General features: G+C 29.8%; 30 protein-coding genes, 1 tRNA gene and 1 rRNA gene. 8 read left to right on the forward strand and 24 right to left on the reverse strand.

Annotation, left to right across the window (positions count from 1 at the left end; all coding sequences use genetic code 11):
• From rsmD to DWZ53_RS03780, 6 genes are read right to left on the reverse strand one after another with little or no spacing between them, the layout of a single operon-like run.
• Window positions 1–552: a 16S rRNA (guanine(966)-N(2))-methyltransferase RsmD gene (gene rsmD, locus DWZ53_RS03755; protein ID WP_118432137.1), complete on the reverse strand. Its 552-nt coding sequence runs from the start codon at window positions 550–552 to the stop codon at window positions 1–3.
• Window positions 549–896: a YlbF family regulator gene (locus DWZ53_RS03760; RefSeq protein ID WP_118432139.1), complete on the reverse strand. Its 348-nt coding sequence runs from the start codon at window positions 894–896 to the stop codon at window positions 549–551. Before DWZ53_RS03760 ends, rsmD begins: the two co-directional genes overlap by 4 nt.
• Complete coding sequence (locus DWZ53_RS03765) at window positions 893–1,075, reverse strand: YlbE-like family protein (protein WP_118432141.1); 183 nt, start codon at window positions 1,073–1,075, stop codon at window positions 893–895. The genes DWZ53_RS03760 and DWZ53_RS03765 overlap by 4 nt, the downstream gene beginning before the upstream one ends.
• Window positions 1,062–1,367 carry a spore coat protein YlbD gene (gene ylbD, locus DWZ53_RS03770; protein ID WP_118432143.1) on the reverse strand — a complete coding sequence of 102 codons (306 nt, stop codon included), beginning with the start codon at window positions 1,365–1,367 and terminating at the stop codon, window positions 1,062–1,064. The genes DWZ53_RS03765 and ylbD overlap by 14 nt, the downstream gene beginning before the upstream one ends.
• 25 nt (window positions 1,368–1,392) lie before the next feature.
• Entirely contained in the window at window positions 1,393–2,619 is a 1,227-nt protein-coding gene (locus tag DWZ53_RS03775) for an FtsW/RodA/SpoVE family cell cycle protein (RefSeq protein ID WP_118432145.1), read from the reverse strand.
• Between the two features lies 1 nt (window position 2,620).
• Complete coding sequence (locus DWZ53_RS03780) at window positions 2,621–2,887, reverse strand: UPF0223 family protein (protein ID WP_118432147.1); 267 nt, start codon at window positions 2,885–2,887, stop codon at window positions 2,621–2,623.
• A 120-nt stretch (window positions 2,888–3,007) separates the two neighbouring features.
• Here DWZ53_RS03780 and DWZ53_RS03785 point away from each other — a divergent pair, with 120 nt between their 5' ends.
• On the forward strand, window positions 3,008–3,187 hold the full coding sequence (locus DWZ53_RS03785) for a hypothetical protein (RefSeq protein ID WP_118432149.1): 180 nt from the start codon (window positions 3,008–3,010) through the stop codon (window positions 3,185–3,187).
• A gap of 54 nt (window positions 3,188–3,241) precedes the next feature.
• On the forward strand, window positions 3,242–3,811 hold the full coding sequence (gene def, locus DWZ53_RS03790) for a peptide deformylase (RefSeq protein ID WP_118432151.1): 570 nt from the start codon (window positions 3,242–3,244) through the stop codon (window positions 3,809–3,811).
• Between the two features lie 31 nt (window positions 3,812–3,842).
• Here def and DWZ53_RS03795 read toward each other — a convergent pair whose 3' ends face one another.
• Entirely contained in the window at window positions 3,843–5,123 is a 1,281-nt protein-coding gene (locus DWZ53_RS03795) for an alpha-amylase family glycosyl hydrolase (protein WP_118432153.1), read from the reverse strand.
• Between the two features lie 87 nt (window positions 5,124–5,210).
• Here DWZ53_RS03795 and DWZ53_RS03800 point away from each other — a divergent pair, with 87 nt between their 5' ends.
• Entirely contained in the window at window positions 5,211–5,822 is a 612-nt protein-coding gene (locus DWZ53_RS03800; RefSeq protein WP_118432155.1) for an AAA family ATPase, read from the forward strand.
• Window positions 5,823–5,833: 11 nt separating this feature from the next.
• On the opposite strand, the gene DWZ53_RS03805 is transcribed toward DWZ53_RS03800, so the two are convergent.
• From DWZ53_RS03805 to DWZ53_RS03820, 4 genes are all read right to left on the reverse strand, one after another.
• Window positions 5,834–6,142 (reverse strand): hypothetical protein, encoded by a 309-nt coding sequence (locus DWZ53_RS03805; protein ID WP_118432157.1) that lies wholly within the window; start codon window positions 6,140–6,142, stop codon window positions 5,834–5,836.
• A 91-nt stretch (window positions 6,143–6,233) separates the two neighbouring features.
• Window positions 6,234–6,929, reverse strand: coding sequence for an HAD family hydrolase (locus tag DWZ53_RS03810; RefSeq protein ID WP_118432159.1), 696 nt, complete (start codon window positions 6,927–6,929; stop codon window positions 6,234–6,236).
• On the reverse strand, window positions 6,913–7,788 hold the full coding sequence (locus DWZ53_RS03815) for a hypothetical protein (RefSeq protein WP_118432161.1): 876 nt from the start codon (window positions 7,786–7,788) through the stop codon (window positions 6,913–6,915). Before DWZ53_RS03815 ends, DWZ53_RS03810 begins: the two co-directional genes overlap by 17 nt.
• Before the next feature lie 15 nt (window positions 7,789–7,803).
• Window positions 7,804–8,334, reverse strand: a complete 531-nt coding sequence (locus DWZ53_RS03820; protein ID WP_118432163.1) for a histidine phosphatase family protein — start codon at window positions 8,332–8,334, stop codon at window positions 7,804–7,806.
• A gap of 75 nt (window positions 8,335–8,409) precedes the next feature.
• Here DWZ53_RS03820 and DWZ53_RS03825 point away from each other — a divergent pair, with 75 nt between their 5' ends.
• Window positions 8,410–9,813, forward strand: a complete 1,404-nt coding sequence (locus DWZ53_RS03825; RefSeq protein ID WP_118432165.1) for an amidophosphoribosyltransferase — start codon at window positions 8,410–8,412, stop codon at window positions 9,811–9,813.
• 19 nt (window positions 9,814–9,832) lie between these two features.
• On the opposite strand, the gene DWZ53_RS03830 is transcribed toward DWZ53_RS03825, so the two are convergent.
• Both DWZ53_RS03830 and pyrB read right to left on the reverse strand, forming a co-directional pair.
• Complete coding sequence (locus tag DWZ53_RS03830) at window positions 9,833–10,255, reverse strand: aspartate carbamoyltransferase regulatory subunit (protein WP_118432167.1); 423 nt, start codon at window positions 10,253–10,255, stop codon at window positions 9,833–9,835.
• A complete protein-coding gene (gene pyrB, locus DWZ53_RS03835; RefSeq protein ID WP_118432169.1) occupies window positions 10,252–11,184 on the reverse strand; it encodes an aspartate carbamoyltransferase in 933 nt (310 codons plus the stop codon). The genes DWZ53_RS03830 and pyrB overlap by 4 nt, the downstream gene beginning before the upstream one ends.
• 135 nt (window positions 11,185–11,319) lie before the next feature.
• Between pyrB and DWZ53_RS03840 the strand changes: the two genes are divergently transcribed.
• Complete coding sequence (locus tag DWZ53_RS03840; protein ID WP_118432171.1) at window positions 11,320–12,456, forward strand: glycerate kinase; 1,137 nt, start codon at window positions 11,320–11,322, stop codon at window positions 12,454–12,456.
• 41 nt (window positions 12,457–12,497) lie between these two features.
• Here DWZ53_RS03840 and DWZ53_RS03845 read toward each other — a convergent pair whose 3' ends face one another.
• The 5 genes from DWZ53_RS03845 to DWZ53_RS03865 all read right to left on the reverse strand — a co-directional run bounded on the left by DWZ53_RS03845 (window position 12,498) and on the right by DWZ53_RS03865 (window position 17,033).
• On the reverse strand, window positions 12,498–13,391 hold the full coding sequence (locus DWZ53_RS03845) for a DMT family transporter (protein ID WP_118432173.1): 894 nt from the start codon (window positions 13,389–13,391) through the stop codon (window positions 12,498–12,500).
• A gap of 77 nt (window positions 13,392–13,468) precedes the next feature.
• Entirely contained in the window at window positions 13,469–13,678 is a 210-nt protein-coding gene (locus DWZ53_RS03850; RefSeq protein WP_118432175.1) for a cold-shock protein, read from the reverse strand.
• 87 nt (window positions 13,679–13,765) lie between these two features.
• Entirely contained in the window at window positions 13,766–14,464 is a 699-nt protein-coding gene (locus DWZ53_RS03855; protein WP_118432177.1) for a YiiX/YebB-like N1pC/P60 family cysteine hydrolase, read from the reverse strand.
• Window positions 14,465–14,472: 8 nt separating this feature from the next.
• Window positions 14,473–16,617: a Tex family protein gene (locus DWZ53_RS03860; protein ID WP_118432179.1), complete on the reverse strand. Its 2,145-nt coding sequence runs from the start codon at window positions 16,615–16,617 to the stop codon at window positions 14,473–14,475.
• A gap of 8 nt (window positions 16,618–16,625) precedes the next feature.
• Window positions 16,626–17,033 (reverse strand): NUDIX domain-containing protein, encoded by a 408-nt coding sequence (locus tag DWZ53_RS03865; RefSeq protein WP_118432180.1) that lies wholly within the window; start codon window positions 17,031–17,033, stop codon window positions 16,626–16,628.
• A gap of 97 nt (window positions 17,034–17,130) precedes the next feature.
• Between DWZ53_RS03865 and pepV the strand changes: the two genes are divergently transcribed.
• A complete protein-coding gene (gene pepV, locus DWZ53_RS03870) occupies window positions 17,131–18,495 on the forward strand; it encodes a dipeptidase PepV (RefSeq protein ID WP_118432182.1) in 1,365 nt (454 codons plus the stop codon).
• Between the two features lie 70 nt (window positions 18,496–18,565).
• Here pepV and DWZ53_RS03875 read toward each other — a convergent pair.
• The 5 genes from DWZ53_RS03875 to nagB form a co-directional block, all read right to left on the reverse strand.
• Window positions 18,566–18,650, reverse strand: a tRNA-Leu gene (locus DWZ53_RS03875).
• A 91-nt stretch (window positions 18,651–18,741) separates the two neighbouring features.
• A complete protein-coding gene (gene metA / locus DWZ53_RS03880; RefSeq protein ID WP_118432184.1) occupies window positions 18,742–19,680 on the reverse strand; it encodes a homoserine O-succinyltransferase in 939 nt (312 codons plus the stop codon).
• Between the two features lie 11 nt (window positions 19,681–19,691).
• On the reverse strand, window positions 19,692–20,933 hold the full coding sequence (locus tag DWZ53_RS03885) for a deoxyguanosinetriphosphate triphosphohydrolase family protein (RefSeq protein WP_118432186.1): 1,242 nt from the start codon (window positions 20,931–20,933) through the stop codon (window positions 19,692–19,694).
• A gap of 60 nt (window positions 20,934–20,993) precedes the next feature.
• Window positions 20,994–22,328 (reverse strand): MATE family efflux transporter, encoded by a 1,335-nt coding sequence (locus DWZ53_RS03890; protein ID WP_118432187.1) that lies wholly within the window; start codon window positions 22,326–22,328, stop codon window positions 20,994–20,996.
• A 72-nt stretch (window positions 22,329–22,400) separates the two neighbouring features.
• Window positions 22,401–23,138, reverse strand: coding sequence for a glucosamine-6-phosphate deaminase (nagB, locus tag DWZ53_RS03895; protein WP_118432189.1), 738 nt, complete (start codon window positions 23,136–23,138; stop codon window positions 22,401–22,403).
• Between the two features lie 181 nt (window positions 23,139–23,319).
• Here nagB and DWZ53_RS03900 point away from each other — a divergent pair, with 181 nt between their 5' ends.
• Window positions 23,320–24,366 carry an IS30 family transposase gene (locus tag DWZ53_RS03900; RefSeq protein ID WP_118432191.1) on the forward strand — a complete coding sequence of 349 codons (1,047 nt, stop codon included), beginning with the start codon at window positions 23,320–23,322 and terminating at the stop codon, window positions 24,364–24,366.
• 137 nt (window positions 24,367–24,503) lie between these two features.
• Window positions 24,504–26,213 carry a phosphoenolpyruvate--protein phosphotransferase gene (gene ptsP, locus DWZ53_RS03905; protein WP_118432193.1) on the forward strand — a complete coding sequence of 570 codons (1,710 nt, stop codon included), beginning with the start codon at window positions 24,504–24,506 and terminating at the stop codon, window positions 26,211–26,213.
• 237 nt (window positions 26,214–26,450) lie between these two features.
• On the opposite strand, the gene rrf is transcribed toward ptsP, so the two are convergent.
• Window positions 26,451–26,559: ribosomal RNA gene (gene rrf, locus DWZ53_RS03910) — 5S ribosomal RNA — on the reverse strand.
• Window positions 26,560–26,647: the final 88 nt, after the last annotated feature.

Consider the following 26,647-nt stretch of genomic DNA (forward strand, 5'->3'; position numbering starts at 1 on the left):
TTAATCCTCTTTGTAACGATAAATATTTAAAGCTGTAATTCCATATTGATGCTTTTTAATGAGTTCTAATCCACTAATAGGCAGAAAAGTCACTTCTTTTAATTCTTCTATCATAATTAAAGCACCATCTTTCAATTCATGATTTTCTACTAATGTTTTTAAAATGCCGTCAACTAACCCTTTACCATAAGGAGGATCTAAAAATACTAAATCAAATTTAATATTTTCCTCACTAAAACGCTTTAAAGCTCGCTGATAATCCATTTTATAAACATACGCATTTTCTAATTTTAATAATGTAAAATTCTCTTTAATTGTTTTAAAAGCCTCATATTGTTTATCTACTGTATAAAGACAATCACAACCTCTAGACATTGCTTCTATACCAAGACCACCGCTACCACCAAATAAATCTAATACTGTTCCACCATTAAAATAAGGTCCTATCATATTGAACATATTTTCCTTATTACGATCTGTCGTAGGTCTCGTTAAATTTGTCTTAGGCACTTTTAATTGTCGACTTTTGTATTTTCCTGCGATTACTCTCATAAATTTATCCCCGTCATATCTAAAGAATCACTAATGCCATTAAAAACTATATGAGTAACATGCGCTAATAAATCATTTAACTCATGATAACATTGATAATAGTTTTGAATGATATCATCACTTGCCATTTGCATTTTAATATCTTTCAATTCTTTTCTAATTTTAGAATTGTCTATGTACTGATCAAACTGTTTTAACTCATTTAATTTTGATAAAACAGTTTGATATTGTATTAATAATTGATGTACATCTTCACGTTCTAAAAGTTTAGATGCTTCTATAAAATTAATATAACGTTGATCTTCTTTAATAGCACAAACAAGATTATCAATTTTTTCATTCATTTTAACATCTCCATCATTTGAATAAATAAAGATAGCTTATCTAATTTATCAATTAATTCATTATTTTGTTTTTGTTTCATTTCTTCTAACAAATCTTGATATCTTTCAGGATATCTTGATAAAACGATATACCATTGAGGATGATATCGTAAATACATATAAACATCATTTTTCGTCATACCAATGATCCTTTGCATCATTTTTACTCATTAAAGAATTAACCATATTTAATACTTTTTCAATAGACTGTAAAGAAGATGCTAAACCGTCGAAATCAATATTCTTGACAATATCCATAAAATGTAATTGATCATTTTGACGATTAAGATAAGGTTTAAAAAAATCATCTTTAGGTCCATATAAAGTATAAATTTCATAAATCTGTTGCCAAGTATATTTTTTACTTACAACATCATCTTTAATAGAAGGTATTGTTTTTAAAAAAGATTTAAATGATTCAAGATTATCCACAACTTTCACCTCATCATATTATATGTTAATAAGATGCATCGGTGCGCAGTTTATCTTTGTTATAACGAGCAATAATGGATTGACATATTCCAATCCCCATTAAAGTAGCCAGTGTTGATGATCCTCCATATGAAACGAGTAACAAAGGGACTCCTGTCATTGGTATCATTCCAGAAATTCCTCCTAAATTAACAAACAAATGTAAAAAGAAATAAGAGGCAACACCTGTTAAAATAATACGTGAACGATTATCTTGAATTTTATCAGCATATTTTAATAATCTAAAAATAATAATAGCTGTAGGAATAATAATAAACGCTAAACCTACGATTCCTAGTTCTTCATATATAATAGCACCAATAAAATCATTATGAGATTCTGATATATAGTCATATTTTTGAATAGAATTTCCAAAACCTCTACCAAATAGTTGACCATTAGCAAAAGCAATCATTGAATTTAATAATTGCCATGAATCACCATAAATATTTTCTAATGGATTAAGCCAAGTTGTAATTCTCGCTAATTGATAGCTTTGCAAAAAGAACTTTGCCACTATAAGACCAACAACAATACAAGCAATAACTGCAATCCAAATAATCTTTTTATATGTTTTATAATAAGGTCTCGTCGTAACCATAAAACAAATAAAACAAATAGCTGCTAAGATCGCAGTTGAACCAAAGTCATGCTGTACCCCTATTCCAATAATAGCTACAAATAACATCATTCCTATCGGTTTAATAACACAATCAATAAGTTTCTTTTTATAAAACTGTTTTTTTAATTCATTCGTTCTAAATTTTCCTTTAACCACAAAAGCTGCATCTGTTTCTGTTAAAAAGTAAGATAAAATTAAAATCATGGCAATCTTCATGAACTCCGCCGGTTGAATAGTTATCGGTCCTAAATGGATCCAAGCATAAGATCCTTTCGTTCTCCACAAGCGGCATACGCACATTGAAGCAATACCTATCCAATAAACGAGTAAACTCGTACGATGATTAACCCAACGATTATCAAATTTTTTTGATAAAATCATCATAGCTATAATTCCAATGACTGCATATGCAGCCTGCATTCCCATGTTTTTAAGGACAAAGTTTAAGCCCTTTGAAGAAACAGCTCCTACAGAAGCTGAACCAATCATGACAATTCCAAAACAAATTAAAACACTTACAGCACCATAAATGGTTTTATCTGCTCCTTTTTTCTTAAAAAAATTACTGAATTTTCTATTAATCTGATTCATTTTATTTTCCTAATTTAATCCAATCATTTTCAAGACTTGCTTTATATACTTGATAGATTGAATAAGATGAAACTTCTTTGAATTGTTGATCAATTTGTTTTTCTTCGCTTTTGCTTTGAACGACATTTTTAAATTGACGATAAGCTTTCATAAATTCTTCTTTACTAATTCCTTGTTCGTAAGCTTGTTCAACAGCGTTATATAATGCCATAACATCAATAATATCTTCTGTTGACCATGTATAATCTAATGGATAATTGTAATCCATAATTTCACCCCATTTCTTGAACATTATATCTTAAATAAACTAAAAAATAAACTTAATTAGGACATTATCCCTAACAAATCTCCCATTTAAGAATAATATGTACTAGAAGGAGGGATCAAGATGAACTGTGGTTGTAACTTTGCTAGCTGTAACCCATTTGGCTGCGGTGGATGTTCCTCATGTGGTAGCGCCATGCCTTTATCATCATTTGGATGCAACAGTGGATGCAGTTGGTTTGCGATTGTCTTAGTTGTATTCTTATTATTAATCATTTGTGGAAATTCAAGAATTCATCCTTAATGTATTAATATCACCTCAAAATGTGCTATAATGACCAAGTAATGAGGTGATAGTATGTTATTAATGAAAGATATTATAAATGATCAAAACAAATTAATTAGAACAATATCAAAAGAGGTATCTTTACCTCTTAGTAAAGAGGATCATGACTTATTAATGGAAATGCATGAATTCCTTGTAGCCAGTCAAGATGAAGAATTATCTGAAAAATATAATTTACGTCCTGCTGTTGGAATTGCTGCTATTCAATTAGGAATTCCTAAAAGAATGTGTGCTATTCACGTGTTAGATTATGATGAAAACGGAGAACCTACAAAATCAACTGATTATGCCTTAGTCAATCCAAAGATTGTTTCATATACTCAAAAACAATCTTATTTAAAAACTGGTGAAGCTTGTTTATCAGTAGACGAAGATGTTAAAGGTTATGTACCTCGTCATGCTAAAGTCACAATTGAAGGTTATGATGCTTTAACTGATCAAAATGTTTCTATTGTTGCTCGTGGTTTTTTAGCCATTTGTTTACAGCATGAATTAGATCATTTTGATGGCGTTCTTTATTACGACCATATTAATAAAGATTATCCATTAGTACCAATTGAAAATGCAATGGTCATTGAATAAAAACAGACTTCAAAAATTGAAGCCTGTTTTTTTATTTAATTTTCCAAATAGTCAATGATTTAGGTGGTAAGCAACTATCATGACTACCTAATAACGTTTCAAATGATTGTACATTAAAAATATCTGGACATTGGTAATTTTGATCATCTATATTTAAAGCAATAATCATTCTTTGTTCCCTAGTGGTTCTTTCAAATACAAACTGACGATTGGTAAGTACCAATTCATGATAATTGCCATGACTCAAAGCTGGATATTGATTTCTTAAAGAAATCAATTTTTTTATATAATCAGTCAGTTCATTAGCTAAAGGTTCACTGATGGCAGGTCTTAAAGCATCATCACTTCCTTGACCCTTTACTCCTTTTTGCCCCCACTCACTACCATAATAAAGACATGGTATTCCTGGTAATGTAAGAAGCATTCCAAAAATAAGTGGTAATTTGTCTAAGTCAGTTAATTGACTAGCAATTCTTGTTACATCATGATTATCAACAAAAGTAAATAAACTTTGACCTTTATACATTTCACCATAATTACGTTTTAGAGTATGTGCTATTTCAAACATATTAAGCGAATTAAAAGAAGACCATAATCCTTTAAAACCAGGATAATCAGTAATACTATCTAGATGCGCTTCACTAAACATATAACCTGCATTATCTCCTAATACTTCTCCTAGTAAAAAGAAATCTGATTTTAAATTTCGACAACGTTCTTTTAACATAGCCATAAACCATCTTGGTAAACTGTAGGCAACATCTAAACGTATACCATCAATATTAAACTCATTAATCCACATATCAACAGATTCTAATAAATAATTTTGCACTTCTGTATTATCTAGATTTAATTTTACTAATTCATAATGTCCTTCCCATCCTTCATAATAAAAGCCATCATGATAAGGTGAATCACCATCAAAAGATAAATAAAACCAATCTTTATATTGACTTTGACTATGATGTTGTAAAACATCTTTAAAAGCAAAAAAGCCCCTTCCAACATGATTAAAAACACCATCTAATACAACTTTTATAGATGCTTGATGAAATAATTCAATTAATGATTTTAAATCCTCATTTGTTCCTAGTCTTTCATCAACTTTGCGATAATCTCTTGTATCATAACCATGATGATCACTAGAAAAAACCGGATTAAAATAAACTGCTTTAATACCCAAATCCTTTAAATAAGGAATAAATGTTTGAATTTGATTTATTCTTGAAACACATTGACCATCATTATCTTGAGGTGCATTAACCATATTTAAAGGATAGATTTGATAAAATACACTATCTTGATACCACATATACGTACCTCCTATATCTATTATAACAAATTACTGACATTTATATTATGAAATATGCTATTATATAATAAACAGGAGGTGTTTTTTATGACACACAAAATCATTACTCTTACAAGAGAATATGGTTCAGGAGGAAGACTCATCGCTAAAAAAGTTGCTGAAAAATTAAATATTGCTTTTTATGATAATGAATTAATCGATGAAACAGCCAAACAACTAGGTATTGATATTGATACAATTAGAAAAGTAGCTGATAAAAAATCTTCAAGCTTTGCCTATTCTATTAATACAACACCTGCTTTGCTTCCTATTAATGACCAGGTTTATACTACACAAGCTAAAATCATTAAACATCTAGCAGATCAAGAAGATTGTATTATTGTTAATGGATGTGCTAATTATATCTTAGATGATTATCCTCAAGTGCTTAAAATCTTTGTTCATGCTCCTTTAGAATCTCGTATTCAACGTGTAGAAAATGAATATCATGAACAACATCAAGATACTAAAAAATATGTATTGAAAAAAGATAAAAATCGTAAAAATTATTATAATTACTATACAACAAATACTTGGGGTAATTTAAAAGATTATGATTTATGTATTAATAGTGATATGGGATTAGATAATATTGCTGATTTGATTGTTCAAGTTTATCAAAGTGGTAGTTTATGGCGTAAAGAAGAAGGGAAATCTTAACGATTTCCCTTTTATTTTGGCATTACATATTCAAAAACGTGTGTGCCTTTTAATAAATTCATTTTATTAAAAAGTTCTTTAACTACTTTTCGATCAATTCTACCTATTTTATGATAACGTTCTGGGTTATCAACCAAATAAAATAATTGATTATTCTTTTCATTGTATTGATCATGATAAATATCTAGGAATAAAGTATATGGCATAAGTTCAATAATTCCTTGTGTAATATCAGTAACAATACAATGCGGATGCTCTAATTCAATGTTTTGATTATCTATTAAATGATCGATGACTAAAATATCTCCAATTGCTATCATGATATATCCCCCTATTTTCTTTTATCATACTAAAATATGATAAATATTCAAGCAATATAAACATTATAATTTATAGAATTGAAAAAGTGTGTCAAATAGTGATATTGAACTCCGTTTTTAGTAATTTCAAAACCAGTTCTTTTAAATCTTTAGCATTTAAAACAATATAATCTGCCAGCTTACCTTTTTGTTTTTCTAATTTATGATTAAACCAAATCGTTTTCCAATGCGCTTTTTTAGCTCCTACAATATCAATTTCATAACCATCACCAATAAACAAACATGTTTCATGTTGAGGATTAGCGTAATCAAAAATACGTTGATCAGGTTTTTCTAAATGGACTTTCGATGAAATAATAATATTTTCTTTTAAAAACCATTTTTCTAAATGTAAAGCATCTATTTTAGCTTGTTGTTTATCTTTAGGACCATTTGTAATAATACCTAGTTCAACATGTAATACCAAGATATCAAGCAATTCTTTTATTTCAGGAATAAGTTCAATTTGTTTTTGATTTTCTTGATAACATTGTTGAAATTTATATGCAAGTTGTTCATCAATGTCATATCCTAATTGTTTTAATGGTACTTGAATACGTTGACAGTAAAATTGCTTAAACGATATTTCATGGTGTGAAGCCTTAATAAAGTTTTGATTGTTATACTGTCTGGATAATTGATAAAGACAATAAATATCTACTGGAAATGAAAAACATTGTTGGTATGCCTTTTTAAAGGGAACGTATTGACTATAAAGGGTATCATCTAAATCAAAGTATATTTTCATAAATTTCTTTAATCAGTTGCATTAAATCAGCTTGTTCATCATTATAAGGCTTATATTGTAAAGCTTCTTGATAATATTGTTTTAATGCTGGATGATTTTCTTTTTTTAATTGACTTAATAATACATAATAGAAATTGAAAGTTTTTTGAGGAAACTGTTTTTTTAATTCACCTAAATATTTATTTGATAACTCTAATGATTGACTTTTTACAAGACAATCATATAAATCACTGACTATTTCACTATATCTAAATGAAAGTTGATATGCTTGATTTAATTGAATCATTAAATCAAGTAATGAGACAATAAAATCTTGATCAGGCTGGATACTTTTTATATCTTGAAATACTCTTGTAATAAAGCCATCAATATCAATCATATAAGAATTAAAAATAACTCCTAAATGATTATTTTTTTCATAATCTTTTAAATGAATAAGTCTTTCTAAAATACTATTTGTTTCTTGAAGTAATTGAAGATAGGACATTTGACTTGATAAAATTGTTTGAATATCTGATACAAGATAAGTTTTATCAGGAACTTGATGAATATCATAATGTTCTTCTATTATTTTTTTAATAAGATAAATAAAAGCATCGTCATCAAAAACTTCATTTTTATTTCCTAAGACATCTAATTGTTGATCATATTTTTCATCATAGTATTGAACTACATCATCAATTTGATATGTCTTTTGATATTGTTTACATACATCCTCTTCTTGAATATCAATATCATTGCTAAGTAATTCCTTTTGAATACTTTGTTTTGTAAGATTTTTAAAAAGTGTTTCTTTTTCTTGTAAGTAAGTATCATAATCTTTATATGTATTTTTTGGGGTATGAATCGTTGTTTTCATATTGACTTCCTTTCTTTATAACTGATAATAATCTAAACAGCAGTTTTCTGGTAAATAGTGATATAAATCATGATTAGAAATATCATGAAAATACGTATAGATTGTTCTAACAATCCCACCATGACATACTAAAAGGACATTTTGATGAGGATATGTTTGTTTGATTTCATCTAGTAACTGATATACTCGATGGATGACTTGGAAATAAGATTCTCCTCCAGGGTAATGAAATCCATGATTCTTTTTTGTTTTTTTAAATCCTCGATTTTTATTTTTAAAGCCTTCATATTTACCAAAGTTAATTTCCTGTAAACGAGGATCAACAATAACTTGCGTACCTACAACTTGATTAATAATCGCAGCCGTTTCTTGTGCTCTTTTAAGTGGCGAAACAATAATGACATCAATTTGTTTTCCTTTTAGCTTCTTTGCTACTGCTGACGCCTGCTTTCTACCTGTATCTGTCAGTTCTACATCACTTATACCACATACTCTATTTTCAATATTATATTGCGTTTGACCATGTCTTGTCACATATAAATTCATCTTATCGCCTCACTTTGTTCAATTTTATGTTACAATAAAAAATATAAAATTGAAAGAATGGAGAACAAAAAAATTATGGGCGGAATGTTTGGCGTTGTAAGTCGTCAGGATTGTGTGATGGACTTATTTTTTGGGATTGATTATCATTCTCATTTAGGAACAAAAAAAGGAGGAATGGCTGTTTATGGTGAACGTGGATTTCAACGTTCAATTCATAATATTTCTAATTCACCTTTTCGTACTAAATTTGACCAAGATATTCATGAAATGAAAGGAAATTTAGGAATTGGATGTATTAGTGATAATGAACCACAACCATTATTAGTTAATAGTCATTTAGGTAGTTACGCTATTGTTACTGTGGGGAAAGTAGCTAATATGGATCAATTAGTTCAAGAAGCATTTGAACATGGACATAGTCATTTTTTAGAGATGTCTGGTGGGGAAGTGAATCAAACTGAACTAGTAGCATCTCTCATTAATCAAAAAGAATCTATTGTTGAAGGAATTAAAAATGTACATCGTAAAGTAAAAGGTTCTATTACTTTAATGTTAATGACACCTGAAGGTTTATATTTAGCACGAGATAAATTAGGAAGAACACCTTTAAATATCGGAAAAAAAGAAGATGCTTATTGTGCTTCTTTTGAATCTCATGCATATTTAAATTTAGGCTATCATCTTTATAAAGAATTAGGACCTGGAGAAGTTTTATTTTTAGATCATCATGGTATTAAACCATTAGTTAAGGCTAATGATAAAATGCGAATTTGTTCATTTTTATGGGTTTATTATGGTTATCCAACAAGCAGTTATGAAGGAAGAAATGTTGAAGAGATGCGTTATGAATGTGGTAAACTTCTCGCAAAAAGAGATCATGTTAAGACTGATTTGGTAGCCGGTGTCCCTGATAGTGGTATTGCTCATGCAATTGGTTATTCTAACGAATCAAAGACAAGATATGCTAGACCATTTATTAAATATACACCGACATGGCCTCGTTCGTTTATGCCAACGATTCAATCAGATCGTAATTTAATCGCAAAAATGAAGTTAATACCAATTCCTAGTTTAATCAAAGATAAATCATTATTATTAATTGATGATTCGATTGTAAGAGGTACCCAGTTAAGAGAAACAACTGAATTTTTATATCAAAGCGGAGCTAAAGAAGTGCATATTAGACCAGCCTGTCCACCAATTATGTTTGGATGTAAGTATTTGAATTTTTCAAGAAGTACCAGTGAGATGGATTTAATTACCCGTCGTGTGATTCGTAAATTTGAAGGAGAAAATGATATTCATGTTTTAGATCAATATTGTGATCCTGATAGTCCAAAGTATGAAGCAATGGTTGAAGAAATTAGAAAAGAACTTAATTTTACATCACTACGTTATCATCGTTTAGATGATATGATTGAAGCTATTGGTATTGAACCTTGTAAACTATGTACATATTGTTTTGATGGAAAAGAATAAAGAAGCCAAATGGCTTCTTTTATTTTTTATTGACTCTACTTTCACAATACATGCAACGATAAATTCTTTTTTCTTTATTTGCTAGATAAAAGATTTGATCTAATCCTGGTTCTACTGATGTAATACAACGAGGATTTTTGCATTTTTCAATATTGACTATTTTTTCTGGTAAAGATAATTTTTTCTTTTCTACAATGTTACCATCTTTGATAATACAAACAGTAATATTTGAATCTATGTATCCTAAAACATCTAAATCTATTTCATAATCATTATCAATTTTTAATATGTCTTTTCGTCCCATTTTATTTGATTTAACATTTTTTATAATCGCAACTGAACAGTCTAGTTTATCAAGTCCTAGTGCTTCATAAACTTCCATTGCATTTCCTGCTGTAATATGATCTAAAACAATTCCATTTAAAATACTATCTACTTTCATAATCTTTCTACCTCATTTTCTAATCCTAACATTGTCATAATTAATGCCATTCGCATATATTTTCCATTTGTTACTTGATCAAAATACTTAGCACGAGGATCATCATCAATCTCAGTAGCAATTTCATTAACACGAGGTAATGGATGCATGATAATTAAATCTTTTTTAGAGTTTTCTAATTTTTTCAAATCTAAAATATATGTATCTTTTAAACGGATATAATCTTGTTCATTAAAGAATCTTTCTTTTTGAACACGTGTCATATAAATAATATTAAGTTGATCAATGACATCTTCAATACGTTCAACTTCTTCATATTCTAAATTCTTAGCGTCAAGTAAATCATTTTTTAAATACTCTGGTATTTTTAATTCACTTGGTGAAATAAAAATAAATTTAACTTTCTCATAACGTGATAAAGCTTTTAATAAAGAGTGAACAGTTCGTCCAAATTTTAAGTCTCCACAAAAACCAATTGTAAGATGATCTAAACGTCCTTTTTCTCTTTTGATAGTAAGTAAATCTGTTAAAGTTTGAGTAGGATGATTATGTCCTCCATCACCAGCATTAATTAAAGGAACTTGGCTTTTCATTGATGCGACTAATGGAGCTCCTTCTTTAGGATGTCTCATTGCAATAATATCACAATAAGAAGACACTACACGAATGGTATCAGATACTGTTTCTCCTTTTGATGAGCTACTTGAATTAGCTTCAGAGAATCCTAGTACTTGACCCCCTAAATAAAGCATCGCAGATTCAAAAGATAAACGTGTACGCGTACTTGGTTCAAAGAATAATGTAGCTAATATTTTATGTTTACATACTTCTTGATAGCGAGTGCTATCTTTAATAATATCATTGGCTAAATCAATCAATTGATTGATTTGTTCAACTGATAAATCAATTGGGTCTATTAAATATTTCATGATTACACTCCTTTTATTTTTTTATTATTATATCACAAACTTATTAATAAAAAATGCTTTTTAATCAGTATTGCAAATAACTATATCAAATCCTTATATTTTATTGTAGTATAAAAATATGAGGAAGTGATATAAATGAAAATCATGATTGCAAGTGATTCATATAAAGGAAGTTTATCTTCTAAAGAAGTAGCTCATTATATAAAGAAAGGAATTTTAGACGTTTTTCCCCACTGTCAAGTTGATCAAATAATGATTGGAGATGGTGGCGAAGGTACTGCTTTTAGTATCATTGAACAAACTGGTGGTCGTTTAATCACAATCAATACTTATAACGCTTTAAATCAACCTATCAAAGCAACTTATGGGCTTTTAAAAAAGGATTGTGCTATTATCGATATGGCAAGTGCTTCAGGATTAACCTTAGTTAAAGAAAATAATGTCTTAAAAGCTAATACTTATGGTACAGGATTACTTATCAAAGATGCTTTAAACCAAGGATGTAAAACAATCTATTTAGGAATCGGTGGTAGTGCCACTAATGATGGTGGTATCGGTATGGCTCATGCCTTAGGCATCCGCTTTTTAGATTGTCATCAAGAAGAACTTGAACCCATCCCGTTAAACTTACCATTAATTGAAACAATTGATATGGAAAACTTTGATCAACGTGTCTTCAATACGCAATTTATTATTATGTGTGATGTATCAAATCCTTTATGTGGTCCTCAAGGTGCAAGTGCCATCTTTGGTCCTCAAAAAGGTGCAAAATGCCAAGATATCAAATTTTTAGATCAGGGATTACAACATTTAGCCAATGTAGTCAAAAAGACATTTCATCAAAATTATCAAGACTTACCTGGTGCCGGCGCTGCTGGTGGCTTAGGTTTTGGACTTGTTGCTTTTTGTCATGGTCAATTACATTCAGGTATTGAAACCATTTTAAAAATTCTTGATTTTGAAGACAAAATAAAAGATTGTGATCTTGTGATTACAGGTGAAGGTTGCCTTGATTACCAATCTATCTATGGAAAAGTCCCAATAGGTGTTGCTTCTATCGCTAAAAAGCTTAATATTCCAACTATTGCGATTGCTGGATCAATTGGAGAAGAGATTGAACCTGTTTATCAATACCTTGATGCAATAGAGAGCAGTGTTGTACGTCCTGGTTCCTTGTCTGATGCAATCAACCAAGCATCAAACAATGTTTATCAAGCTACAATACGCATCATGAAAAGCATGGCTTTAGGAATGACATTAACAAAAAAATGATTCTATATGAACTAGTCAAGTAAAAGTAGACTAGAGTGTTTTTACTCTTTGTCTACTTTTATCATATCACTACATATTGAATCATTTTTTTGTTGAATAAGAAAACTGGCAATGGCTACACCTATAATGATAATATAACCGATAATACTATAAATATCGGGAATTTGATTTAATAAAATAAATCCTAAAATAGCCGCAAATAAGATTTGCGTATAATCATAAACTGAAATATCTCTTGCTGGAGCATAAGTATAAGCGGCTGTAATTGAAAATTGTCCCCCTGCTGCCATCAATCCAGCCAACAATAATAAACCTAATTGTGAAAGTGTCATGGGTACATAATGGAAAATTAAATAAGGGACAACTGATAAACAAGAAAAACATGAAAAGAAAAAGACTATTTTCGGTCCTGGTACACCCTGTTTTCCTAATTGACGCACACAGGTATAAGCAATTCCTGCTCCCATAGCGCCTAATACTCCAATAAGTGAATCAATTTGATTCATAAAATGAACAGTAGGTTTAATTACAAATAAAGCCCCGATAAAGGCAATAACAATCGATATTTTTTGTACGCGATTCGCTTTTTCCTTTAAAAATAATGAAGAAAAAATAATAACAAAAAATGGTGACAATTTATTAAGCATTGATGCATCGCTTACTAGAAGATGATCTACAGCATAAAAATTACATAATATTCCTAAAGTACCAAAAGTACTTCTTAATATAAGCATTGGTAAATCTTTTGTATTATATTTAAAATCATGATGATCTTTAATTAAAATAATTAAAGCAAATAAAGCGGCAATAAGATTTCTAAAAAAACTCTTTTGAATAGAAGGCAAATCTCCTGATAATTTAACAAAAACATTCATTGCTGCAAAAAAGAATGCAGCAAAAATAATACAAACCATTCCTTTTTTCGTATTTTTCATTTTAAAACTCCTTTACATGTAAATGAATATACTAAAAAAATGAACTCATGTCTAATAAAAAAAGAGCTTTCGCTCTTTTATTCATCAATTTTAACGACTTGATGAGCTTGTAAACCACGATCTCCTTCAACAAGTTCAAACTCAACTTTTTGTCCTGGATCAACAGTTTTAAATCCTTCTTGAACAATTTGTGAGTAATGGAAGAAAATATCTCTTTCTTCACCTTCCATGTTAATAAATCCAAATCCTTTGTCTTTATTAAAGTTTTTAACAATTCCAATAGCCATGATAACTTCTCCTTCTAAAAAATATTTCTATAATTATCTTACTACAATTCATAAAGATAGACAACATAAAATTGTAAGCGTATTCAGTTAACTATCAATTTCCATCACAATTTTGACATTATTTTGTTTTTCTAAAAAATGTCCTAAATCACTTGGAGTAATCATTTTTTGATTAAAAACCGTAGATACCTGATCTATTTTTAAATTAATTTTAAGTAATGCATAGTATATGAGTTCACTGCAATATAAAGCTTGATCATCAAATGTCTTCATAGCATAGTCATAAGGTGTTCCTAAATAGTCCATTGCACCATTGATATATTGACACTTTAAAGCTGAATCAATAGTAAAACGATAGACAATAAACGATTTTAAAAATGAATCGTTTTCTAAATTAGCCATTTGTTTTAATTCTCGAATCTTTACGCCTGTACTATTGGCATCAACTATCAAGATTTCATTACCTAATTTATAATACTTTAAAATTTCTTGATAGTATTTTTGATTTGAATTATAAACACTTGTAAATTGTTGTTTAGTGCCAATATAGATTAAACTATGTTTCCATTTACCAGGAATGGCAAAACTACTTAAATAATGAGTATGTTCTAAATTGATAATATCCCCACATTCAAATTGATTAACATAGTTCAATAATTGACTATACGTAATATGCGTATTTTGACTGACTACTTTTTGATCTTTTGGTTTGTCTAAATAAAAAGAGCAGGTTAACAAACCTGCTACAATGATCATGAATAAAATCTTTGTGATTTTTCCTTTCATTATTTCACCTAGTCTTTAAGCATGCTGAGTGCAACACGTTGTTTTTTTAAATCTACATCTATAACTGATACTTCAACGATATCACCAATGCTTAATTTATCTAGTGGATGTTTAATTCTTTCATGCGATATTTTAGAAATATGCACTAATCCGTCATTTTTTAACCCAATATCAATAAAGGCACCAAAATCAACTACATTTCTGACCGTTCCTTCTAATGTCATACCTACTTTTAAATCTTCAATATGAAGAATATCTTTCTTTAATTGTGGTGTAGCGTATTCATCACGAGGTGAACGATTAGGTTTTATTAAACTATCAATGATATCCTCTAATGTATATTGGTCAATTTCAAGATGTTTTATAACATCTTCTTTTAAAATATGATCTAAGGCTTCTTTGATTTCTGGTGTACCTAAATCATCTAAAGATAATCCTATTTCTTTTAATAACGCTTGTGTTTGTTCATAGTTTTCAGGATGAATAGCTGTGTTATCTAAAGGATTATTGGCATCAGGAACACGTAAAAAACCAATTGCCTGTTCGTATGTTTTTGCTCCTAATTTTTTTACATTTTTTATTTGCTGACGATCTGTAAATTTACCATATTCATTACGATAAGCAACAATATTACTTGCTACTGAAGCGTTTAAACCTGCTACATATTGTAATAGCGATTGTGAAGCAGTATTGATATCAACACCTACATTATTCACTGTTTTTTCTACGACGAAGTCTAACTGCTCTTCTAATTCCTTTTGCGGAATATCATGTTGATATTGTCCTACTGAAATAGCTTTAGGTTCAATTTTTACTAATTCAGCTAAAGGATCTTGTAATCTTCTGGCAATAGATACTGCTGATCTTTCTTCTACATGAAGATCAGGAAATTCTTCTTTAGCAAGTTTACTTGCAGAATAAACTGAAGCACCAGCTTCACTGACAATCGCAAAATCTACATCTAAATGATTTTCTTGAATCAATTTAGCGATAAATGCTTCTGTTTCTCTTGATGCTGTCCCATTTCCTATAGCGATAATTTCAACATGATACTGTTGAATTAATTTTAAAAGTAATTGTTTTTCTTTATCATAGTTATTTTTAGGGATAGTAATAAATACTTTATCAATATGTAATACTTTCCCTGTTGTATCTACTACTGCGAGTTTACATCCTGTACGATAAGCTGGATCAACTCCTAAAACGATTTTATTTTTTAAAGGTGCTTGCATTAATAGATTTTCTAAGTTGACGGAGAATACTTTTAATGCTTGCTCATCTGCTTTTTGTGTCAATTCCTTGCGTACTTCTCTTTCAATTGAAGGAAAAAGTAAGCGACGAAAACTGTCAGTAACTGCTTCTAATAAATAGTCATTCGCCTTGCTTTGACGCTGATGAGTTACTCCTCGATAAATATACTGAATAAAATAATCTTGGTCTACTTCAATGTTAACTTGTATAACCTTTTCTTTTTCAGCACGATTAATAGCTAAAATGCGATGAGATACAATAGATTGGACACGTTCATGGTAATCGTAATACATCTCATATACTTTTTGTTCATCTTGATGTTTTTTCTTTTCAGTTGTTTGCAGTATTCCTCTTTTATAAATCATATCTTTAACAAATTTACGATATTTAATATCATCAGCTACGGCTTCAGCAATAATATCTTTTGCTCCTTGCATGGCTTCTTCTACTGTTGAAACTTGATCATTTAAATATTTATTTGCTTCTTTTAATGGGTCATTTTGAGGTAAAGAAAGTAAAAATTGAGCTAAAGGTTCTAGCCCTTTTGCTTTAGCTTCTGTTGCTTTTGTTTTTCTTTTTTCTTTATATGGTCGATATAAATCTTCAACATCACTTAATTGTTTTGCTTTTAAAATATTTTCTTTTAAAGAAGCTGTAAGCATCCCTTTTTCATCTATTAAACGAATAACATCTTCTTTTCTTTTTAATAAATTAACTTGATATTGATAATATTTATCAATTGTTCTAATTTGGTCTTCATCTAAAGCTCCTGTTTTTTCTTTTCGATAACGGGCAATAAAAGGAACAGTATTGCCTTGTTCTAATAAAGATAACACTGCTTCTACCTGTTTATTTGTGATAGTTAATTCTTCTGCAATTGTTTTAATAATATCTTGATTCATAACTTCTCCTAACGATAATATTCACTAATTGTATAAATGATATCCTGATAGATTTCTTCATTTAAATACTCTTTTAATTCACTTGATTTTACAAAGCGATAATCAGTATGTTCATGAGATAAAATAACATGGTCATCATTTGCTAAACATAAATAACCAATTCCCACAGTTTGGTAATCGCTACGTATCTTTGTAAAAGTATAAGCTGGTTTTACAATATCAATTGTGAGTCCCGTTTCTTCTTTTAGTTCACGAATTAACGCTTGATTCGGTGTCTCACCATATTCTAAACCACCACCTGGTAATTCCCAATAACCTAATCCATCACTTGATGGTCGTACTCTTTTCATTAGTAATATTTTTTTGTTGTAAATAACAATGCCTTTGACTGTAATATGAAATCTTATCTTTTCCATCATGATTCTCCTTTGTATACAGTATATCATACCATTATTTATTAAATTTGTTTAAAAAATATTGTGAAAAATGTATAATATTTTTCGAGGTGATAAAATGATTGATTTTAAAGAAGAAGTCTTAAAAAGAAAAGACCAAATGATTGAAGATATAAAAACACTTTGTGCTATTCCATCTGTTCATGATGAAACAACAGTAGGTGAAAATCAACCTTATGGAAAAGCTTGTCGTCAAGCATTAGATAAAATGCTTGAAATTGGAAAACGTGATGGTTTTGTTACTTTAGATGATCAAGGATATGCAGGTCATATTGATATTGGAAATCACAGTGAATATTTTGGTATTCTTGGACATCTAGATGTTGTCCCTGTTAATAAGGTAGGATGGGATAGTGATCCTTTTGAAGTTGTTATTAAGGATGGTAAACTTTTTGGACGTGGTGTTGCTGATGATAAAGGTCCCCTCATTGCAGGATATTATGCAGCAAAAATAATTCATGATTTAAATTTACCTGTCAAAAAAACAATTCGTGTTATTTTTGGATGCGATGAAGAACGTGGTTCTTCTTGTGTAAGACATTATTTTGAAAATCATGAATATCCATCAATGGGATTTACCCCTGATGCAGAATTTCCTGTTGTTTATGGCGAAAAAGGAATGGGAAGTTTTCATATTACTGGACATATTGAAAAAAATGGTTTAGTAGCTATGAGTGCAGGAACACGTGCTAACATTGTTCCTGAAAGTTGTGAAGCTATCATTGAAGGTAACTATAAACAATATGAAAATTCTTATCATGAATTTTTACAAACTCATCATATAACAGGAACAATTGAAGAAGAAGGAAATTGTACTAAATTAGTTTTAAAGGGAAAAAGTGCTCATGCAAGTACACCTGAAGAAGGTATCAACGCTGTTTGTTTAATGGCTCAATATTTAGATACAGTTCTTGATAATGGTTTAATTCATTTTATTGTCAATCACTTATGTGATTACTACGGTCAAGGATTAAAAATTAATCATGATGGACAAATGGGTCCTCTTACAATGAATCTTGGTGTTTTACGTTATCGTAAAGAACAATGTGAAGTTGATTTAGATATGCGTTGTCCTCATGAAATGAATCTACAAGAAATGGCTCATCAAGTTGAAACAATTTGTCAACAATATCAATTATCATGTCAAAGCCATCTTGTTGATCCTCTTTATGTTGATCCTCAAAGTGAACTTGTAAGTAAGCTACATGCAGCATATCAAAATGTAACTGGTGATCAAAGTCAACCACAAGCTATCGGTGGTGGAACTTATGCTAAATCAATGCCTAATTGTGTAGCTTTTGGTTGTGAATTTAAAGATGAAGATAATCAAATTCATGGTAATAATGAAAATATTAAGATTGATTCTTTACTTAAAGCAACAGAAATCTTCGCTATCGCTATTTATGATTTAATTAAAGAATAAAAATTTTAACTAAAATAATTTATTGTATTTAAAAATCACTCATTATAAAATGAGTGATTTATTTTTTTATTGGTGCGGCCAGCCGGACTTGAACCGGCACGGAATCATCCATAAGTCCCTCAAACTTACGTGTATACCAATTTCACCATGGCCGCATTAAATCGCTTATTTATTTTATCATATTTCATTTTAGATGACAAATAAAAATACCCCTTTTACTAGATGTAAAAGAGGTACGTATCCTCATTATTTATTTTTAATTTGATCCAATTCATTTAAATCATATGGTGTTTCTTGATATACATAATAATTGAGCCAGTTAGAAAATAACAAATATGCATGACTACGCCATTTTACTTGAATTTCCCCTTGAATATCATCACCACGATAATAATTTTTAGGCATGACACAATCATCACCCTTAGCTAAATCTCGACGATATTCTTTATCTAAAGTATCTGGATCGTATTCAGGATGTCCTGTAACAAAAAAACGTGAACCATCTTTTTCAGCTACTAAATAAACTCCTGCTTCATCACTTGTTGCTAAAATATCCAAACTATCAACTGTACGAATATCTTCAGCAATGACAGTCGTATAACGTGAATGAGGTGCATAAAACTGATAATCAAATCCTCTTAATATTTTTCTTTTCATTTTATCTACATTAGTATGATGGAAATAAACACCTGTTAATTTTTCTTTGAGTTCATGCTTTTCAATTCCATAATAGTGATGTAAAGCTGCTTGAGAAGCCCAACAAATAAAGAAAGATGAAAAAACATTCGTTTTAGCCCATTCAAATATAGCTTCCATTTCTTGCCAATAATCAACATCTTCAAATTTTAATTTTTCTACTGGTGCTCCTGTAACAATTAATCCATCATAACGATTATCTTTTATTTCAGAAAATGTTTTGTAGAATGCAAGCAAATGTTCTTGTGGTGTATTTTTAGATACATGACTTTCCATACATACCCAATCCACTTCAATTTGTAACGGTGTATTAGATAATAATCTTAATAATTGGGTTTCTGTTGTAATTTTAGTAGGCATAATATTAACAATGCATATTTTTAATGGTCTGATTCTTTGAGAAGTTGCTCTTGTTTCATCCATCACAAAGATATTTTCTTTTTTTAATATTTGACTTGCTGGTAAGTCGTTAGGTATTTTAATTGGCATAATTTCACTCCTTAAAATGATAGTAATTCATTAAATATTTTTAATATATAAGCATCTGACATTCCTGATAAATAGTCTAAAATACTTCTTGCAACTGCTTTTTCATCAGTTGAAAAATGATAAATAATTTTATTTTGATAAAGTATTGGTCGATGGACTCCTTCAATCATCCCGTATTTTTCAAGCCAATGCATATAACCAGGGATGACAAGTGGATAAGTTGCACGATCTTTTTCTAATTCTAATAAAGGATTAGTTTGATGTTTTTTTGCTTGTTCATGATATTTCATTAGAAAATCAAAAATAGAAGTTAATATCAACTTAACATAATTACTATGTATTTTTACTCGATCAATAAGATAAATGTTTTGATAATTAAATTTCATAATCATCTTCATTACTTGATAAGCTTCATCTGATAAACATATTCCTGTTTCTAAAGATGAATTTATTGCAACATCACTAATAAAGTAATTAACAACCGTTCCATTGTTAATAGCTGAAAATGGTTGCTTTGTAATCAGATTAATATCTTCTTTTAATTTATTAAGTTGTCCTTCTGTTAAAATATGTAAACGCAATGCATCTTCAATATCTCTGGCTAAATATGCTATTTTATCAGCCATCTTAACGACACAACCTTCCCATGTATAAGGGTTATATTGTCCAGGTTGAGTATATTCATTTAAATCAATATACTCTTTTCTTTTGATAATTGATTTTTGATTCATTTCGCCACAATGACTAATAATGCCATCTCTAATGGCATAAGTCAAATTTAGATTATGTCGAATATGCTGATTATCCTCTAATGTTTCAATATTATCAATAAAATGTAGACTATTACGTTCATGCCAAAATGAATCTAATCCATTTTGGTGAGCAATCTCATTTAGAATGCGTTCACCTCCGTGACCAAAAGGAGCATGTCCAATATCATGTCCTACTGCAATGGCTTTGGTCAATTCATTATTAAGTCCTAAATAATTAGATAATGTGTAACTGACTGATTCTACTAAACTCACATGTTCACTTCTAGTACAAACATGGTCATCTTCAACTGCAAAAAAAACTTGAGTTTTATGTTTTAAGCGTCGATAACCTAGTGAAAAGATAATTCTTGTATAATCTCGTCCAAATTCACTACGCATATCATTCTTTCTTTGATAAATAGGTTCTTGTCTTGAAACAGCTTTTTGATAATCTGGATGATTTTCATTCATGGCTTCACTTTTAAAACTATCTTTTGGCATATTTTCACCTCACCCAACATTATAAATGATTTATAAAAAAGATAAAGAAAAACATTAACTTTACGCTAATGCTTTTCTTTTATATAAAGTAAACCATGATACTGAAATGATTCCTTTAAATATACTTGATAATGATATTGCCCACCAAATACCATTAAGTCCAATATATTGAGTCAATATTAAAATCATCGGTATTCTTGCTGTAGTAAGAACAATAGAAATGAATGATGGTGCAACAGAATTTCCTAAACCACTAAAAGCACCGGATGTTGTAATTTCAGCTGTCATAAATAATTGAGAATAACCTAAAATAGTTAAATAACTTATTCCTAGTGGTAACACTTGAGGATCATCTAAGAATATTTTGAATATAGGACCAGGTATCATAATGAGAAGTCCTGTACAAATAAGTCCCCATATTAAAACAATTGTCATCATGACCCGATATCCTTTATTAACCCGCTGATACTGTTTTGCACCGTAATTTTGAGCTATGAAAGAATTAATAGAAGCTTCAAAACCATCTGCCATATTCCAAGAAATTGCTTCAACTTGACTGCCTATTTTTTGAGCAGCTACAGCCCCATCTCCATAGCCAGCAACAAATCTAGCCACAATCATAGAACATATTGAAAATAACATACTTTGCAAAGCTAAAGGAAAACCTATTTTTAAAATATCTATATATATTTTACGAGCATGTATTTGTAATAAAGTTAAATGTTGAAATAATGCCTTTTTCCCTTTTAACATAATAATAAATAATAAAAATACAAAAAGCTGAGCTCCTACAGTTGCTAGGGCAGCACCTAATACATTGAGTCTTGGAAAAATACCAACACCAAAAATTAAAATAGGATCAAAAACCAAGTTCAAAACTAAACCGATACTATTTGCTACAAAAGGTGTATGGCTATCACCAGAAGCATTAAGCAAACCAGTAATCACTTGATTTAGAAAACTAAAAATAACTAAACCACATGTCACTTGTAAATAAATAATAGCATCTTTAACTGTACTTACATTATTCAAATGAAATAACCCAATAAAAAAAGAGGACATCGTTATCATAACAATCCCAAATATTCCAGCAAATGCTATAGCCATTTGAAAAGCACTGGAACAATAGATTCGCGCTTGTTTTAAATCATGCCTTCCAAGAGCATGTCCAACTTTAACTTGACCACCAACTCTAGGCATCATCACAAGTCCTGAAGATAGCCATGTAAACATACCAGCAACTCCAACTGCAGCTACACTATTCGCTCCTAGTTTGCCAATCCAAATCATATCAACTAAACTATAAGCCATTTGCATCATTGCAGTTAAAACAATAGGAATAGTTAATTTAGTGAGTGTTGTAAGAATTTTTCCTTTTAATAAATCTAATGTCATAAAATCACCTTATTTAATATTATCATAAAAAACAAAAAAAGTAGACACGTATTTGTGTCTACTTCATTTATATTAATATTGTTTTTCAAGTAAAGAAGCTGCTGCTTTATCCACAATAACTGTTACATCTGGATGATTTTGTAAAATACTTGCTGGTAATTCTGGAGTTACTTCTCCTTCTAACATTCCTTTTACTGCTTTTGCTTTCCCTTCACCAAATGCAAGTAATAATACTTTTTTAGCATTCATAATATTAGCGATTCCCATACTTACTGCTTGTTTAGGTACTGCATCTTCATCCCCATTAAAGAATAAACGAGCATTATCTTTAATTGTACTTTCTTTTAAGTCTACAACATGAGTTACTGAATCAGCTGGTGTACCTGGTTCATTAAATCCTATATGTCCATTAGATCCAATTCCTAATAATTGAATATCTACTTGATTTTGTTTTAATGCATCATTATAAGCGTTACAAGCTGCTTGTAAATCACCTTTACCGACAGGTACATGAACATTTTCAGGATTAATATTAATATGATTGAATAAATGTTCAAACATGAAATAATAATAACTTTGTGGATGTGTTCCATCTAATCCTACATATTCATCTAAATTATATGATTTAACTTTACTATAATCAGTACCATTTTCTTTATGGTCTTTAACCATATTATTATATAAATCAATTGGTGTTGTTCCTGTTGCTAATCCTAATATTGTTTCTGGATTATTTTTTACTTGATCAATAATAATTTTAGCCCCTTCTTGGCTTGCGATTTCACGATTTTCTGCTACAATAACTTTCATTTTTATCTATCCTCCGTACAACATCATCATAGCATGTCTAGACAAACAATGCAACCTAAAATAATATTTTTAACGTTGAATATAAATAGAAAAATTAAGTGTCCGATTAGGACACAAAAAAGACACATAGAATTACCTATGATACAATGTAAGTGCGAACAAAACATTGGAGGTATAAACTATGTGTCTTTTAGATTATAACAAAAAAAGCAAAAAATATAAACATATAACGTATTCAGAAAGGACTATGATAGAGACGTGGTATAATTTAGATAAAAAGAGCAAAAAGGAAATAGCTGAATTAATACATAAAAGCGAAAGAACAATAAGAAGAGAAATTAATCGCAGATTAATAACAATAAGAAACTATGACTGGACTGAAGGAAAAGAATATAGTGCAAGAGTAGCCCAAGATAAATATGAATATGGAATGACGAGTAAAGGACCAGCATTGAAGCTGGATCAAGATATTAAATTGGTGGAGCATATTGAAAAAGAAATAATATGTAATAAAAAATCTCCTGAAGTGGTAGCGGTGCAGTTGAAGGACAACGGATTTGATATAGAAATAAGTGGAAAGACAATAAGGAATGCAATAAAAAGTGGAATGATTTTTGATAAAGTTAAAGATGGGAAAATAATATATAAGAAAGAGTATAATAATAAAAACAAAGAAAAGAGAGTATCTAAGCTGATACCAGCTGAAAAAAGTATTGAACATAGACCAAAAGAAGCAAATACAAGAGAAATATATGGACATTGGGAAGGCGATTTAGTTGTAGGTAAGCAAGGAACTAAGGCTGTATTATTTACATTGACTGAAAGAAAAACGAGACAGGAGATAATAATGAAACTGTCGAATAAAGAAACAAAAACAGTGGCAAAAGCAATAGATAGAATTAAAAGAAGATATCGAGGGAATTTTTATAAAGTGTTCAAGAGTATAACATTTGATAATGGAGTAGAATTCATGGGGTATGAAGGATTAGAAAAATCATGTTTAAGGAAAAAGAAAAGAACAGAAATATATTATGCACATCCATATTGTTCAGGTGAAAGAGGAACAAATGAAAATAATAATAGATTAATAAGAAGGTGGATACCAAAAGGAACAGATATAACCAATATAAAAGCAGCATTCATAAAGGAAATTGAAGATTGGATAAATAATTATCCAAGAGCAATGTTTGAGTATAAAAGCTCAAATATGATACTATCAGAAATATAAAATAGCACTTATAAGGTAATTCAATGTGCGGACACTTATTATTTCCATTTATAATTTTTAACGTTGAAATGAAAAGGCTTTATTTTTTTGATGAAATAATGTAGAATGTGAATGTAAATATGGAGGTGTTTTTTAACATGATTAAAGGAATTGGAGCATCTAGTGGAATTGCGATTGCTAAAGCATATAAACTAGTTATGCCAGATTTAACTGTAACAAAAACTACAGTTGAAGACGTTGAAGCTGAAATCAAAAAATTTGACGAATGTATGGCTCAAACTGCAAAAGAATTAGAAGCCATCAAAGAAGCAGCTTCTAAAAATTTATCAGCTGAAGAAGCTGCAGTATTTGATGCCCATGCATTAGTACTTCAAGATCCAGAGTTAAAAACTCAAGTTGAAGATAAAATTAAAAATGAAAAAGTTAATGCTGATGCTGCATTAGATGAAGTAGCTCAACAATTCATCGCAATGTTTGAAATGATGGATGATGATTATTTTAGAGAAAGAGCAGCTGATATTAAAGACGTATCTCGTCGTTTATTAGCTAACTTACTTGGTAAATCATTACCAAATCCAGCATTAATTGATGAAGAAGTTGTTATTATCGCAGATGATTTAACTCCATCTGATACTGCTCAATTAAATAAAAACTTAGTAAGAGGTTTTGCTACTAATATTGGTGGTAGAACATCTCACTCAGCTATTATGGCTCGTTCATTAGAAATTCCAGCTGTTGTAGCTTGTAAAACAATTACTGAAGAAGTAAAAGATGGTGACATGATTGTTCTAGATGGTATTGAAGGAACAGTTATGGTTAACCCAGATGAAGCAACAGTTAAAGAATATGAAACTAAACGTGCTGAATTTATTGCTTACAAAGAAGAATTAAAGAAATTAGTTAATGAAAAAACAGTCACTACTGATGGACATCATGTAGAATTAGTTGCTAACATCGGATCTGCAAAAGATTTAGCAGGTGTTAAAGAAAACGGTGGTGAAGGTGTTGGATTATTCAGAACTGAATTCTTATATATGGAATCTGCTGAATTACCAACTGAAGAACAACAATACGAAGTTTACAAAGAAGTATTAGAAGGTATGGAAGGTAACCCAGTAGTTGTAAGAACATTAGATATTGGTGGAGATAAAGAAATCGAAGCAATCGATTTACCAAAAGAAATGAATCCATTCTTAGGTGTTCGTGCTATTCGTTTATGTTTCCAAAGAGAAGATATCTTTAGAACTCAATTAAGAGCATTACTTAGAGCATCAGTTCATGGTGATTTAAGAATTATGTTCCCAATGATTGCTACATTACAAGAATTCCGTAAAGCTAAAGGAATCTTATTAGAAGAAAAAGAAAAATTAGTTAAAGAAGGCGTTCAAGTTAGTGATACATTACAAGTTGGTATCATGATTGAAATTCCTGCAGCAGCTGTTTTAGCTGATAAATTTGCTAAAGAAGTCGATTTCTTCTCAGTAGGTACAAATGACCTAGTTCAATATACATTTGCTGCTGATAGAATGTCTTCAGGTGTAAGTTATTTATATCAACCATTTAATCCATCAATTTTACGTTTATTAAAACATGTTATTGATTCTGCACATAAAGAAGGTAAATGGGCTGGTATGTGTGGAGAAATGGCTGGTGAAGCTATCGCTGCTCCTATCTTAATTGGATTAGGATTAGATGAATTCTCAATGTCAGCAACATCAATTCTTGCACAAAGAAAATTAATCAATAGTATTGATAAAAAAGAAATGGAAGACTTAGCTAATAAAGCATTAGATTGCTGTACAATGGATGAAGTTGTAGAATTAGTTAAATCTACAGTTAAAATGTAATATTAAAGAAGCAGGATGCATTCCTGCTTTTTATTTTTAAAAAAATTGTTCTTATTATTAATAATACTTTAAACTTTAATCAATTTAGATTTTTCAAGATCATTAAAAAAAGACATCAATTATTTTGATGTCTTTTCTACTATAATTTATATCAAATTAAAAGTAATTGTAATAGTTATGACTAATAAAAAAGATACTAGAACGTATCAAGTATCAACTATATATAAATAAAAAAAGAACTGGCAGTTCGCTATTGTTGCACCGTAGCACTATCGTCGCCGTGATGATGCTTAACTTCTGTGTTCGGTATGGGAACAGGTGTGTCCATCATGCTATCACTACCAGATCTTCTCTTTTAAGTCATTCCTTTCGAAATCACTCAAAACCGGATAATAGTTCTTTCTTCTCTTTTCAAGCAGCTTGCCTTTCGGTCA

This window comes from Coprobacillus sp. AF33-1AC, from assembly GCF_003475785.1.
Classification (GTDB): domain Bacteria; phylum Bacillota_I; class Bacilli_A; order Erysipelotrichales; family Coprobacillaceae; genus Faecalibacillus.